The 15,634-nt window shown below is 48.5% G+C and carries 8 protein-coding genes; 5 read left to right on the plus strand and 3 right to left on the minus strand.

The window, feature by feature from the left end:
• Positions 1–39 precede the first annotated feature (39 nt).
• Positions 40–1,116: a glutamine-hydrolyzing carbamoyl-phosphate synthase small subunit gene (carA, locus tag WKK33_RS05035; RefSeq protein ID WP_337932778.1), complete on the plus strand. Its 1,077-nt coding sequence runs from the start codon at positions 40–42 to the stop codon at positions 1,114–1,116.
• Positions 1,117–1,141: 25 nt separating this feature from the next.
• Positions 1,142–4,366, plus strand: coding sequence for a carbamoyl-phosphate synthase (glutamine-hydrolyzing) large subunit (gene carB / locus WKK33_RS05040; protein ID WP_337569505.1), 3,225 nt, complete (start codon positions 1,142–1,144; stop codon positions 4,364–4,366).
• A gap of 499 nt (positions 4,367–4,865) precedes the next feature.
• Here the strand turns inward: carB and WKK33_RS05045 are convergent, their stop codons facing one another.
• The 3 genes from WKK33_RS05045 to yihA form a co-directional block, all read right to left on the minus strand.
• Positions 4,866–6,893, minus strand: coding sequence for a DUF5686 family protein (locus WKK33_RS05045; RefSeq protein ID WP_337932804.1), 2,028 nt, complete (start codon positions 6,891–6,893; stop codon positions 4,866–4,868).
• A gap of 165 nt (positions 6,894–7,058) precedes the next feature.
• Entirely contained in the window at positions 7,059–8,855 is a 1,797-nt protein-coding gene (locus tag WKK33_RS05050; RefSeq protein WP_337568810.1) for an ABC-F family ATP-binding cassette domain-containing protein, read from the minus strand.
• Positions 8,852–9,448: a ribosome biogenesis GTP-binding protein YihA/YsxC gene (gene yihA / locus WKK33_RS05055; protein WP_215759138.1), complete on the minus strand. Its 597-nt coding sequence runs from the start codon at positions 9,446–9,448 to the stop codon at positions 8,852–8,854. The genes WKK33_RS05050 and yihA overlap by 4 nt, the downstream gene beginning before the upstream one ends.
• A 118-nt stretch (positions 9,449–9,566) precedes the next feature.
• Between yihA and WKK33_RS05060 the strand changes: the two genes are divergently transcribed.
• From WKK33_RS05060 to WKK33_RS05070, 3 genes are all read left to right on the plus strand, one after another.
• Positions 9,567–11,798 (plus strand): BamA/TamA family outer membrane protein, encoded by a 2,232-nt coding sequence (locus WKK33_RS05060; protein ID WP_337932780.1) that lies wholly within the window; start codon positions 9,567–9,569, stop codon positions 11,796–11,798.
• A gap of 669 nt (positions 11,799–12,467) precedes the next feature.
• Positions 12,468–13,955 (plus strand): family 10 glycosylhydrolase, encoded by a 1,488-nt coding sequence (locus WKK33_RS05065; protein ID WP_337932782.1) that lies wholly within the window; start codon positions 12,468–12,470, stop codon positions 13,953–13,955.
• 40 nt (positions 13,956–13,995) lie between these two features.
• Complete coding sequence (locus WKK33_RS05070) at positions 13,996–15,600, plus strand: FAD-dependent protein (protein WP_337932783.1); 1,605 nt, start codon at positions 13,996–13,998, stop codon at positions 15,598–15,600.
• Positions 15,601–15,634 lie beyond the last annotated feature (34 nt).

Raw genomic sequence — 15,634 nt, forward strand, 5'->3', positions numbered from 1 at the left:
TTGTAGATTGAGAAAAAATAAGATAAACAACAATAGAAGATGAAGAAAGTAACCTTGGTACTATCAGACGGGACGCGCTTCCATGGCAAATCGTTTGGCTATGAGAAACCTGTCGCTGGTGAAGTGGTGTTCAACACGGCCATGATGGGATACCCTGAGTCGCTCACGGATCCGTCGTACGCTGGCCAGATCCTGACGTTCACCTTTCCTTTGGTAGGCAACTATGGCGTGCCTCCATTCACGTTGGAGGCCAACAAGTTGCCCAGTTTCATGGAAAGCGACAAGATTTATGTGGCTGCCATAATATGCGCTGATTACAGTGAAGAATACAGCCATTGGAATGCTGTAGAGAGCTTGTCCGACTGGTTGAAGCGTGAACATGTGCCTGGCATTACAGGCGTTGATACGCGCGAACTGACCAAAGTGCTCCGTGAGCATGGAGTAATGATGGGAAAGATCCTTTTTGACGATGACGAAGAGGTGCCGGAGGCCGACTACGAGGGCGTCAACTTTGTCGACAAGGTGTCGTGCAAGGAAATCATCCGCTACAATGAGGGAGCTGGTAAAAAGGTGGTGTTGGTCGATTGCGGCGTGAAAGCCAATATTATTCGTTGCCTCATTGAGCGTGGAGTAGAGGTGGTGCGTGTGCCTTGGAACTACGATTATACAGGCATGGACTTCGACGGTCTGTTCCTCGGCAACGGTCCTGGCGACCCAGACATGTGCCAAGAGGCTGTGGATGTTATCAAGAAACAAATGAGCATGAGCCGTAAGCCTATCTGCGGTATCTGCATGGGTAACCAATTGCTGAGCAAGGCAGCTGGCGCTACCATCTATAAGCTGAAATATGGTCACCGTAGCCACAACCAGCCTGTGAGACTGGTGGGAACGGACAAGTGCTATATCACGTCGCAGAACCATGGTTATGCCGTGGATGGAAAGACGTTAGGCAGCGAATGGTCGGAGTTGTTTGTCAATATGAATGATGGCAGCAATGAGGGTATTCGCCATAAGACGAACCCTTGGTTCACATCGCAGTTCCATCCGGAGGCTTGCAGCGGCCCTGTGGACACCATGTTCATGTTCGATAAGTTTATTGAGGAATTGAATGCTTGAGCAACTAACGTAATATTGAAATCTCATGAAGGATTCTAACATAAAAAAAGTCCTCCTCCTTGGTTCAGGTGCACTGAAGATCGGTGAGGCAGGCGAATTTGACTACTCAGGCTCACAAGCCTTGAAAGCTTTGCGCGAAGAGGGCGTGGAGACGGTTCTTATCAACCCCAATATCGCCACCGTGCAGACATCGGAAGGTGTGGCAGACCATATCTATTATTTGCCCGTTCAACCCCATTTTGTGGAGCGCGTTATCCAAAAGGAGAAGCCCGATGGTATTCTCTTGAGCTTTGGTGGACAGACCGCCCTCAACTGTGGTGTGGAGCTCTATGAGCAAGGAATTTTGGAAAAGTATGGCGTTAAGGTACTCGGAACGCCCGTACAGGCTATTATGGACACAGAGGACCGCGAGTTGTTCGTGGAGAAGCTCGATGAGATTGATGTGAAAACCATCAAGAGCGAGGCCTGCGAGAACATGGAACAGGCTCAGAAGGCCGCTAACGATCTGGGCTATCCAGTTATCGTGCGTGCTGCGTATGCGTTGGGCGGACTGGGTTCTGGATTCGCAAACAACGACGCTGAGTTGCAGAAAATCTGCGAAAAGGCATTCTCGTTCTCCCCTCAGGTCTTGGTGGAGAAGAGCTTGAAGGGCTGGAAAGAAATAGAGTATGAGGTGGTTCGCGACCGTTACGACAACTGTATTACAGTGTGTAACATGGAGAACTTCGACCCGCTGGGCATTCATACCGGTGAGAGTATCGTCATTGCTCCGTCGCAAACGCTGACCAATTCTGAGTACCACAAGTTGCGTGCTCTGTCTATCAAGATTGTTAGACACATTGGCATTGTGGGTGAGTGTAACGTGCAGTATGCTTTCGACCCCGCCAGCGAGGACTATCGTGTGATTGAGGTCAATGCTCGTTTGAGCCGAAGCTCTGCTCTCGCCTCTAAGGCTACCGGATATCCTTTGGCTTTTGTGGCCGCTAAATTAGGCATGGGCTATGGTCTCTTTGAGTTGAAGAACTCGGTTACTAAGACCACTAGCGCATTCTTTGAGCCTGCGCTCGACTACGTTGTTTGTAAGATTCCAAGATGGGATTTGAGCAAATTCCGTGGCGTAGACAAGGAACTGGGCTCTTCTATGAAGAGTGTCGGTGAGGTGATGGCCATTGGCCGCAATTTTGAGGAGGCCATCCAGAAGGGTCTTCGCATGATAGGTCAAGGCATGCATGGATATGTGGAGAACAAGGAATTGGAAATTCCCAATATCGACGAGGCGCTATGTGAGCCTACAGACAAGCGTATCTTTGTTATCTCTAAGGCCATGCACAAGGGCTATACGATTGACCAGATACATGAGTTGACGAAGATTGACAGATGGTTCTTGTACAAATTGAAGCATATCATCGATATCGATGAGCGTCTGAAGACCAAGAATGTGAACACATTGGATCGTGACTTGTTGCGCGAAGCTAAGGTTTATGGCTTCACAGACTTCCAGATTGCTCGCGCCATTGGTCTTGAAACGGAGATGGGCAACATGCATAAGGCTATGCTCTTGGTGCGTCGCCAGCGCAAGTCGTTTGGCATTGTGCCTGTCGTTAAGCAGATCGATACCTTGGCTGCTGAGTATCCTGCACAGACCAATTACCTTTATGTTACCTATGCGGGTGTTCAAAGCGATATCTCGTTCAGCAATGATCGTCAATCTGTCATCGTGTTGGGATCGGGTGCTTATCGCATCGGTTCATCGGTTGAGTTTGACTGGTGCGGTGTGCAGGCGCTGAACACCATCCGTAAGCAGGGCTATCGCAGCATCATGATCAACTACAACCCGGAGACCGTGTCGACCGACTACGATATGTGCGACCGCCTCTATTTCGATGAGTTGACGTTCGAGCGTGTGATGGATATCATTGAGATGGAAAATCCACATGGTGTCATCGTGTCTACAGGTGGACAGATTCCCAATAACCTTGCGATGCATCTTGATGCACAGAATGTGCCCATTCTTGGTACTTCTGCTAAGGATATTGACAATGCTGAGGACCGTGCTAAGTTCTCAAGTATGCTGACTCGCAATGGTATCAACCAACCGGAATGGAGTGCTTTGACAAGCATGCAGGATATTGATCAGTTTGTTGATCGCGTGGGATTCCCCGTGTTGGTTCGCCCCAGCTACGTATTGTCGGGTGCTGCCATGAACATTTGTTCGAACAAGGAGGAATTGGAGCGCTTCCTTCAACTTGCTGCCAATGTTAGCGTTGACCATCCTGTTGTCGTGTCTAAGTTCATTGAGCACGCCAAGGAGATTGAGTTTGATGCAGTAGCACGCAATGGTGAGATTCTGGCTTATGCCATATCTGAGCACATTGAGTTTGCTGGTGTTCACTCAGGTGATGCGACTATTCAATTCCCGCCTCAAAAACTGTATGTTGAAACGGTGCGCCGCATCAAACGCGTAGCCCGTAAGATTGCTGAGGAGCTGCATATTTCAGGTCCGTTCAACTGTCAGTTTATGGCTCGTGAGAACGATATCCTGGTTATCGAGTGTAACCTTCGTGCCAGCCGTTCGTTCCCGTTTGTGAGCAAGGTCTTGAAGCTCAATCTTATTGATTTGGCAACAAAGGTGATGCTTGGTGTTCCTGTTGAGAAACCCAACAAGAATCTCTTCGATCTTGATTATGTGGGTATTAAGGCATCTCAGTTCAGTTTCAATCGCTTACAGAAGGCCGATCCTGTATTGGGAGTCGACATGAGTTCAACGGGTGAAGTGGGTTGTTTGGGCGACGATACTAACCAAGCATTGCTTAAGAGCATGCTTTCTGTGGGTCATCGCATTCCTGCTCACACTGTGCTTCTTTCTACAGGTGGTGCTAAGCAGAAGGCTGAGATGCTTGATGCGGCCAAGGAGTTAATCAAGAATGGTTACGAGTTGTATGCTACCGTTGGCACCAGCAAGTATCTTACCGAGAACAATATTCCTAACACAATGGTTTATTGGCCGTCGGATGAGAACAAGACTCCGCAGGCCTTGGATCTGCTTCACGACAAGAAGATCGACATGGTGGTTAACATTCCAAAGGACTTGACTCCTCGTGAGTTGACCAACGGTTATAAGGTTCGCCGCGCAGCTGTTGACTTGAATGTGCCGTTGATCACCAATAGTCGTCTTGCTTCAGCGTTCATCCATGCATTCTGCACCTTGAAGCCAGAAGATATTGACATTAAGTCATGGGAAGAGTATTAGTAGATTAAAACAAATCGTTTGATTTGTAACTTATAAATGCCACTTTCATGTTGTCTGCAATTGACGGCGTGAGAGTGGCTTTTTTATGTACTAAAAACAGGAGTCGCCTTGAAGAAATGGCTTTTAATGAATTGGAGATTGTGCCACGCCTAATACGGGATTTCATAATGCCGGACAGTTTGTTTTGTCATGTCGAACAACGGTCTTGTGCTATGACGAATTGGAGAGTTCATTATGATGTGCTTGGAGTTGCATGCTGATGTAGTTGTCGTCGTAGGCAGGTTCAGATATAGTTGCCGCATGCCTAAATATGAAAAAATCATTGAAGATACGATACACGCTTTTAGAGTTCTGGTTAGAGCTATTTCCTGGTGATGTAAGAGCAGGGATTGGAATCGTGCAGAAATCGTATTGTGTGATGTAAGAGCAGCCTGTGGTTAACGTTATGGAATTGTTTGGGAAAGCGTAGTCTTTGTCTTTCGATGGCCATTCATCAGTTTTACCAATGGCGGAACAGCTCGAAACCGAATGTTGCGCCAATGGCCCTATTGCCTCGGCCGTTGCTAACGAAGAGTCCAAGCGACATGAGGCGGCATGTTAAGCCGTATCCCACTTCCACGTATGGGTGCGCTCTCTTTACATCGAGTGCGGAAACATATACCCTTTCCATTTCCACGTAACGTCCAACCCATGGAATCCAACTTAACAAAAGCAATGGACTCTCATAGGTTAAGTTGGCTCTGACGTAATATTCCGACATGTTGTAAGTGTCACCTCTCAGCAGTTCAAACTCACCATTCGTATCGTCGTTCCATCCTCCAGGTAGGTTGTTCTCCCTGAAATTCTCATAGTTAAGGAAGTAGGCGTCACGATCCTTGTTGGTGTAGAAACCCGTTCCCAGTCGCATCTTCCATGATTGCAACTGGTTTACTTGGTAAACGTAGTCGGCGTTGAGCTCCCATCGTTCATAGCCGGTATTGGCTTTTGCAAATCCTTTGATACCTCGGTCATAGTCGAGGGAGAGGATAGGCCCATTCCATCCTATGGGTCGATATTGTATTTCAACCACAGGGGCGAATGATATATATTTCTTTTCCCACGCAAACTTGTCGAAATCGCTCTTGTGAACGGCCGATTTCCGTTGAAAGAGCGAACCCAACTGAATACTCCATTTGTCAGAAAGGTCGTAGTTGACAATTGCCCTAACCTCCGTCTGCTTAAACTCATTCAACCGTCCATAGTCGTATAGCGTGCTATCAGGATTAGCTTGTTCAATCTTTCTTCTTACCGATGCATTTTGAATGTGATTTCCATTGTTCCATTCCAACTTGAGGTATCCGTTGCGCCGCTTGTTGAAATAATAGTAGACGGGTAATCGGAAATAGAACTGGTGTTGCTTAAAAGCGTATCCTGCGTTGAGGCGTAAGGACAGCTCTGAGTTTTGTGAGAATTGGTAACTGGCACGGATGTCGAACTTATATGTGAAGCCACGTCGGTTGTCGTAGCCCATGTACAGTGGATTTAGTACAGGGTTAAGACGAATGTATCCTTGGTTGTTGAGGCCAAAATGAGTTCTTACTCGATTGAACACGTTATCGCCAACCACATCCCATAATACGTCTTTTCCAAAATTGCGTTTCTTCTTTTCGTTTTCGTTGTTGGCAGAACTTGTTCTTATAGAGTCTTTTACCCGTTGTTGTTCAAGTAACTTATCGTAAACGGCTTGTTCGTTTTTGTTGAGTGGCTCGGGCCTTATTTGGCATAGTTTTTCGTATTTCGTGAGTGTGGTGTCTGCTTGTAGGGTATTGGTTAGTCCATATCTCGCCATGTATTTTCCTGTTACTTTGCTTTGTAAAAACATGAACCTTATGTCCACTTCGCATCGCGAGGGTATGAGTGGGGCGGCATCTCCCTTTCCCATGTCTATATGCATTTGGAAGTTAGTCATGTCGTATTCTCCTGTTAAGTCGCACGACACGATGCGTCCACTTTGCGTGTCCACAATAGCTGTGCCAATCACCAGTTGCGTGTTTTTTCGTTTTGGGGTGATTGTCAGTAAAGTTTTTCCATTTGCAGACTGACTCATCTGATACTTATAGAACCGATGGTTGGCTGCGTGGAAGGGTGAGATGATGGTGTTGTCGATGATGGTCTCACTATAAATCTTGGGCGTTAGATACCTCAACATCACGTCGAACGTGCTTCGTTGGTGTGGCACGGTAGTTAAGTTGATGAGGTTCTTGCTTTCGTAATGGTGTTTGCCTTTTCGATAGAGGATGTTGTAAGTTTCTCCAACAAACTCACGCTCGTTCCTATGGGCAATGGCATACACCGATGGAACCAACATTAGGGTAGGGTTCTTTCGGTGTATTCGTAGATAAAATTTTGTGTAGGCGTAGCTCGTGTCGTGTGGGTTCGCGTTTGTGTCCGTACGACTGGCATATTGGTATATGCGCTCCAATAGGGCGCGATCAGCTTGAACCTTAGGGTCTTGATTGGTGATTTCCGCATCCTTATGATGCGTAATGCTCGTTTTTTTCTCAGGAACGGGAGTGTGTCCTTGTATTTGAGGGCAAGCAAAAAGTATGCACACAAGGAGCCATGTGATGCTCCTTGTGCGCCTGTTTTTGTCAAGTGACTTGCTTGCTTGATAGAACATGATGCTTTCCTCCCGTCACTTTTAGGGGCTTGTTTAGTGATCGAGCTCGTCCAACTCCAGCCAGCGCATTTCTTTCTCATCGAGTTCGTCGTTGACCAGCGGTAGGCGTTTGCTTTTTTCAGTTATCTCGTCCACCGATAGCGTTCCGGAGCTCAAAGCCTCTTCGATGCAGGCTTTTTCCTTTTCCAAGGCTTTTATTTCCTTTTCCAGTTGCTCGTATTCGCGCTTCTCCTTGTACGACATGCGTCGCCTGTCGTCGTGATGATAGTCTTTTTTCTTCGCAACCTTAGTGTTAGCGACCTTGTTTTGCTGGGCCGTTTCTTCCTCCTTCGATTTCAATGACTTCCATTCACGGTACTGTGTGTAGTTGCCGGGGAAGTCCTTAATTACACCATTGCCTTCAAATACCAACAGATGGTCGACCACCTTGTCCATGAAATATCGGTCGTGGCTGATGATGATAACACATCCGGGGAAGTCTTGCAGATATTCTTCGAGCACCTGCAGGGTCTGAATGTCGAGGTCGTTGGTAGGCTCGTCGAGCACCAAGAAGTTGGGGTTGCGCATCAGTACGGTACATAGGTACAACTTTCGTCGCTCGCCTCCACTCAGTTTGTAAACATAGTTATGCTGCTCTTCTGGTGGAATCATGAAGTAGTTGAGAAACTGCGATGCCGTCATCTTCCGTCCACCGCCCAAGTCGATATAGTCGGCAATGTCGGTAATTACGTCAATCACCTTCTCGTTCTCATCGAACTTTAGTCCCTCTTGTGAGAAATAGCCAAAGCGCACCGTCTCGCCAATGTCGAATTTTCCAGAGTCGGAAGGCGTGAGCCCCAATAGCATCTTCACGAAAGTCGACTTTCCTGTGCCGTTGTTTCCCACGATTCCCATCTTCTCAAAGCGTGCGAAGTTGTAGTAGAAATTGTCGAGGATCACCTTTTCCTGCCCATTGTCCTCAAATTTTTTTGATACGTATTGGCATTCGAATATTTTCGATCCGATATATACGTTGCTAGCTTTGAGGCGCATCTGCCTATCCTCAATGCGCTGCTTGGCTTTTGCTTCCAGTTCATAGAACGCCTCTTCCCTGTATCGCGCCTTGTGTCCACGTGCCTGTGGCATGCGCCTCATCCATTCAAGCTCTGTGCGATAGAGGTTGTTGGCTCGAGCGATCTCTGCCCGTTGGTTGTCGATGCGCTCCTGTCGCTTGTCGAGATAATAACTGTAGTTGCCACGATAGCTGTAAATGCGATTGTCGGCCAGTTCCAATATGATGTTACATACGTGGTCGAGGAAATAGCGGTCGTGGGTCACCATAAGCAGGGTAAGGTTGGAACGCGACAAATATCCCTCCAACCAAACAATCATCTCCAGGTCGAGATGGTTAGTCGGCTCATCGAGCAGCAGGAAGTCGGGATCGTTAAGCAATGCGTTTGCCAAGGCCACGCGTTTCTGTTGTCCACCGCTAAGTTGTCCCATGGGTTGCTGCAGGTCGGTGATGTGCAGTTGGGTCAGTATTTGCTTGGCTCTCAACACCTTCTCTTCGTTGCCTTGATGGTTGAAGCAAGCATCGAGCACCGATTCCTCGGGGTCGAACTTAGGCGACTGCTCCAAGAAACCGATGCGCAGGTCGTTGCGCCAAATGATGGAACCGCTCTCGTAGCCCTCATGTCCGGTGAGTATCGACATGAGCGTTGACTTGCCCGTTCCGTTTTGGGCAATCAATCCCACCTTTTGTCCTTCGGCGATAGAAAACGAAATATCCTCAAACAAGACCCTCGCTCCGAAGCGCTTGGTCAGGTTTTGAATGTCCAAGTAGGGTGTCATAGCTTCTTAAGAATATCATCAATATAGTCAAGCACTTCCTGGCGGCCGGTTTTGGCTTCCGAACTGGTTACGAAGTAGGGTGGAGGAGTCTCCCATGTGTCGAGCAACGAGTCGATCCATGCCTTAGCGTTGGCTCTGGCGCGTCCACCACTCAATTTGTCGGCCTTTGTGAAGATGATAGAGAACGGAATTTGCGAGAGCCCGAGCCAGTCGATAAACTCGCGGTCGATCTTTTGTGGATCGTGCCTGATGTCGATGAGCACAAAGAGGTTCACCAGTTGCTCGCGTTGTAGGATATACGTGCGGATCATTCTGTCCAACTGTTCCTGTACCTTTTTGGAACGCTTGGCATATCCGTAGCCTGGCAAATCCACCAGATACCACTCCTTGTTGATGATGAAGTGGTTGACAAGCAACGTCTTACCCGGTGTGGCACTGGTTTTGGCCAGTCCCTTATGGTTGCATAGCATGTTGATGAGCGATGATTTTCCCACATTGCTTCGACCAATAAATGCGAACTCGGGTTTGTTGTCTGACGGGCACATGTTGACGTTGGGTGCCGATATAACGAATTGTGAGTTTACAATGTCCATAATGATATTGATTTTATGCAAAGGTAGTGAATATTGTTGGAAAAAGCTAAAAAATATGTATGTTTCTATGTGTACTGTTGGTAAAAAGCAGTATCTTTGCAATCTAAAGTTTAATTCCTTGAAGCCACAGCGTTTACTTTTTCCCATCCTAATAGCCTGCCTGTTAGCATCGTGCAGCGCCACCAAGTTTGTTCCAGAAGAGAAATATCTTTTGGAAAGTGTTCAAGTGAAGAGTGGAGAGAAAGGGTTTGACGCTTCTTCCTTGGCTCCATATATTCGCCAAAAGGCCAATTCCAAATGGTTCTCGGTGTTTAAGATACCCATGGCCACTTACGCCTTGTCGGGACGTGACTCCACTAAATGGATAAACCGCACCCTGCATCGCATTGGTGAGAAACCCGTGGTGTACGATAGTGTGCAGGCTCGCTTGTCGGTGGAGGATCTTCGGCAGGCCATGGTCAACCAAGGTTATATGCACGCTGTCGTAGATTTGCGTACGAAGGTGAAGGGCAAAAAACTGAAGGCCATTTATACGCTGCATCCGGGCACACCCTATTTCATCGACCGGATGTCGTATAACATTGAGGATTCGGCCGTTGCCCAAGTGCTTCTGAATTACCAGAAAAGCCAGATGGCGAAGGGAAGTAAAGGCATGGGCGACGGATTGCGCTCTGGCGACCGTTTCGTCGTGTCGCGTTTGAACGATGAGCGTAAGCGCATCACTACCATCTTGTTGGACTCAGGCTTTTACAAATTTCACAAAGACTATATTCTGTTCGATGCAGATTCCTCAAGTAAGGACAACCAGGTGAATCTCACTCTCCACCTGTTGAAATACCGTGAGAACAACAATTCGCCTGCAACCAACCATCCGCGATATTTCATTCGTTTCATTGACTACCATCAGGGTGGTGAGGGACCGTTGCATTTGCATCGTTCGGTGATGGAAAACGCTACCATGTTGACTGAAGGAGCACCCTTCAGCGCTTCGGATTTGCAGGCCACCTACAACAAGTTTGCCCGTTTGCAAGCGGTTAGATATACGAACATTCGTTTTGCAGAGGTTCCCGATACGACACTTCTCGATTGTGACATCTTGGTGAGCACGCAGAAGCCTTCCACCATTTCTTTCCAACCCGAGGGTACCAATACGGCAGGCGACCTTGGCGCAGCTGCTTCGCTTACCTACGTCAATCGAAACCTTTTCAGAGGAAGTGAGCAACTCAGTCTTCAGTTTCGTGGGGCCTTCGAAGCCATCACGGGCCTTGAAGGCTATCACGATGAGGATTATGAGGAATATAGTGTTGAGGCCAAGTTGACCTTCCCGCGCTTCATGGCGCCATTCCTTTCGCGCTCTTTTTGCAAGCGAAGCAACGCAACGTCGGAACTTGCTGTGGCATGGGACTTGCAGAATCGTCCTGAGTTCCACCGTCGAGTTTTCTCGGCGGCGTGGCGCTACCGTTGGTCTGACACTCCCCGTCATCTGAATTTCCGTCTCGATGCGCTCGATTTGAACTACGTTTATATGCCTTGGATCAGCGAGAAGTTTAAGCACGACTACCTCGACAGCGTATCGAACCGAAATGCTATTCTTCGTTACAATTACGAGGACCTTTTCATCATGAAGATTGGCTTTGGCCTGACCTATAACAATGGAGTCGATGCCATTCGTGCCAATGTTGAGACAGCAGGCAACTTGCTTAGCGGTATCTCGCGTGTTGCGGGTTTCAAGAAGAACAGCAGCGGACAGCACACGTTGTTCAACATCGCCTTTGCCCAATATGCCAAGTTCGATTTCGATTTTACACGCCTCATCCAATTTGATAGTCATAACGCGTTGGCGCTTCATGGCGGCTTTGGCATAGCTATCCCGTATGGCAATAGTAGCGTGCTTCCCTTTGAGAAACGCTATTTCTCAGGAGGAGCCAACTCCGTTCGCGGATGGGGGGTGCGCCAACTTGGTCCGGGTAAGTTCCGTGGTACCGACGGCCGCATCGACTTCATCAACCAGACGGGCGATATGAAGCTTGACCTGAACATGGAGTATCGCACCTTCCTGTTCTGGAAGTTTAATGGCGCCGTGTTTGTCGACGCAGGAAATATCTGGACCTTGCGTAACTACCAAGAACAGCCTGGTGGACAGTTTAAGTTTAATGAATTTTATAAGCAGATTGCGGTGGCCTACGGTTTGGGCTTGCGCCTCAATTTCGACTATTTCATCCTTCGCTTCGACATGGGTATGAAGGCCGTCAATCCTGCTTACACCAACCAGCGTGAGCATTGGGCCCTGTTTAATCCCGTTTTCAGTCGCGATTTCTCCTTCCATTTTGCTGTTGGCATGCCCTTCTAACACAGATGCCCTAAGTTTGCCTGAAGGGACAGAGTGGTGATGTGGATTGTGAATAATGAGGTTAAAAACCATAACAAACTACATCTAAAACTACACATTTCTTTTTCACGGCAGAAATATTTGGCGCAAATGAGCGATTTTTAGCGCGTGTATGCAATTTGCTAATAATCAGCGCATTATGTATTTATCTTTATATCTGCTATATCGTTTGTTGCCTTCCGCATTACCGTTAGGCATGTTTCGTAGTGCCAAACATGCCCAACGGTAATGCGATACCTACTCAACTGAGGCTCGAAAGATGCCTAACGCCACTTCGATAGACCATGTTTCGCAATGGCATTGCTTGTTTGCGCCCTCATGTTGTTGTAAAAATGTCGATTTCCTCTTCTATTTCATCTCAAAACTAAGACTAACTTTTTGGCAATAAAAATCAACAATTTTGATCGTTATCATGTTTGTTTTCAAAGTTTGATGATTCGGCTATAATGAGTGAAAGAATAAAACCCATGATGGCTTATTGGAGGGTTTGGGGACGTTGTTTGCCGTAATATGCCTTGATTTTTGCGCAAATGTAGCGTGTGTGGTTAAAAACCCAACCCAATGTAGGTATTGTCATTCGTTTTTTTTGTAACTTTGCGAAAAATGAAGGCCTTGCGCCCCAACAAAGCTATGAGACGAATCAGCATATTACTTTTAACGATGCTTTTGAGCGTGATAATGGTTCATGCGCAGAAGCGAGAGTTTCGTGGAGCTTGGATCCAAGCAGTTAATGGACAATTCATGGGCATGTCGACCCGTCAGATGCAGCAAACTCTGACCTATCAGCTCGATGAACTGCAAAAAGATGGAGTGAACGCCATCATATTCCAAGTGCGCCCCGAGTGTGACGCTCTTTACGAGAGCCAGTTGGAACCCTGGAGTCGTTTCCTCACCCGCCAACAAGGTCGCGCCCCGCAGCCTTATTGGGATCCCTTACAGTGGATGGTGGAGCAATGCCATCAGCGTGGCATGGAGCTCCATGCTTGGATCAATCCGTTCAGAGCCAAGACAAAAGGCACTACCGCGCTTGCGCCCAACCATGTGGTGAAGCGCCATCCGGAGTTGTGTTTCGCCTATGATGGTCAGTACCTTCTCAACCCAGCCTATCAAGCCAACCGCGATTACATCTGTAAGGTGGCCGAAGATATTGTGTCGCGTTACGACATCGATGGATTCCACATCGACGATTACTTCTATCCTTATCCTGTGGCCGGCCAGGCCATTCCCGACCAGGCGCAGTTTGAGGCCGACCGACGTGGCTTTTCGTATATTGGCGATTGGCGTCGCGATAATGTCAACTTGTTCATCAAGCAGTTGTATGAGACCATTCATCGTTGCAAGCCTTGGGTGAAATTTGGCGTCTCTCCCTTCGGTATTTATCGCAACCGCAAGTCCGATTCGCAGTTGGGCTCGCTGACCAGCGGCCTGCAAAACTACGACGATTTGTATGCCGATGTGCTGACGTGGATCGACAACGGCTGGGTAGATTATTGTGTTCCGCAGATCTATTGGCAGATAGGCCACCCCACAGCCGACTACGAGACGCTCATCAAATGGTGGGACAAGCATGCTTCGAAACGCCCGCTTTTCATTGGTGAGGATGTGGAGCGCACGTGCAAATATCCTGACCTGATGGATTCGAGAAGTCATCAGATGGCTGCTAAGCATGCCCTCCATCAGGACATGCGCCATGTGCAGGGCACCGTATTGTGGTATGCCAAAGCCGTAGTCGACAATATTGGCAACTATGGCATGGTGCTGAGAAACCATTGCTGGAAGTACCCTGCGCTGCAACCTTTGATGCCCTTCATCGACAGCAAGCGTCCTAAGTCGCCGCGTAAGGTGAAGCCCGTTTGGACAAGCGGTGGCTACATTCTCTTCTGGCAGGTTCCTAAGGGAAAGAACTGGGGCGATATTGCCAATAAGTTTGTGATCTATCGTTTTGCCAAAGGTGAAAAGATCAACCTGGAGGACCCGTCGAAGATTATCGCCATCACCGACAAGACCATGTACCAGTTGCCTTACCGCAATGGTTCGCAGAAGTTTACCTATGTTGTCACGGCGCTCGACCGATTGCAGAACGAGAGCAAGGCAAAGAAGGTAAAGGTGAAACTGTAAGTGAGCGTAAGCATCGCTTGGGTAATAAAGATTGTTGAATATGGTCAATGAATATCAGATAAGGGTTCTTCCGCAGGTAGCGTACAATGAGCAAGGTCTCGTCGACTTTTTGGCTCGTGACAAGGGATTAGACGCTCGCACCATTCAGCGTGTGCGTGTGCTACGACGTAGCATCGACGCCCGTCAGCGCACCATCTATGTCAATTTGTCGGTACGGGTTTATGTCAACGAACTGCCGCAGGACGAAGCTTATGTGCCTACCGTTTATGGTGATGTGTCGGATCGTCCGCGTGTTGTTGTGGTGGGTCTGGGGCCTGGTGGCCTGTTTGCCGCCTTGCGCTTGGTGGAACTGGGCTTCAAGCCAGTGGTGTTGGAGCGTGGAAAGGATGTACACGAACGCAAGAAAGACATGGCTTTGATAACCAAGACGCAGCGTGTGGACCCTGAGAGCAACTACTGTTTTGGCGAGGGTGGTGCTGGCGCTTACAGCGATGGCAAACTCTATACGCGAAGCAAGAAGCGTGGGTCTACAGAAAAGATCCTGAATGTGTTTTGCCAGTTTGGCGCTTCCACGTCGATTTTGGCTGATGCCCATCCCCATATTGGTACAGATAAGTTGCCGCGTGTCATTGAGAACATGCGCAACCAGATCCTACAAAGTGGGGGAGAGGTCCACTTCCAAACCAAGATGACGTCGCTACTGATGGAAGGCGATACCGTAGTGGGTGTTGAGGCTGTGGATCAGGTTACCGGTCAAGAGCAGGTGTTCCGCGGCCCTGTGATTTTGGCTACCGGTCATAGTGCGCGCGACGTATACCGTTTCCTCCATAAAGCCCATGTGGAGATGGAAGCCAAGGGAATTGCTGTGGGCGTTCGCCTGGAGCATCCCGCGCAACTCATCGATCAACTACAATATCACTCAAAGCAGGGCCGCGGCAAATATCTGCCCGCAGCTGAATATTCCGTGGTGACACAGGTTGATGGCCGAGGCGTTTATTCGTTCTGCATGTGTCCTGGTGGTTTTGTCATACCCGCCGCCACCGGACCTGAGCAAATCGTGGTCAACGGCATGTCGCCCAGCAATCGTGGCACAAAATGGAGCAACTCGGGCATGGTGGTCCAGTTGGAGCCAGACGATGTAAGGGCTATGCCTCCTTTGTTGAGTGAGGCTGAACCGGTCTCGGACGATGCAGTGCTCAGCATGATGCATTTCCAAGAACAGCTTGAGAAGATGTGTTGGCAGCAAGGCAACCGACAACAGACGGCACCTGCCCAGCGCATGGCCGATTTTGTTAATAATCGCCTTAGCTATGATCTCCCTGCCAGCAGCTATGCTCCAGGCTTGATCAGTTCGCCTATTCATTTCTGGTTGCCTCCGTTTGTGGCCCATCGTTTGCAAGAAGGATTCAAGTATTTCGGCAAGCACAAACATGGCTTCTTAACTAATGAGGCGGTGATTATTGCTACCGAGACACGCACGTCGAGCCCGGTGCGCATCATCCGCGAGCCCGACACCTTGCAACATGTTCGTTTGCGCGGACTATTCCCCTGTGGTGAAGGTGCTGGTTATGCCGGAGGTATTGTGTCGGCCGGTGTGGATGGTGAGCGTTGCGCGGAAATGTGCTCGCAATACTTAAACGCCTGATCATATAGAATGAGAGATAGCCCACCAACTGAAA

Origin of the sequence: Hallella sp. (assembly GCF_037460745.1) — a bacterium.
Classification (GTDB): Bacteria; Bacteroidota; Bacteroidia; order Bacteroidales; family Bacteroidaceae; genus Prevotella; species Prevotella faecis.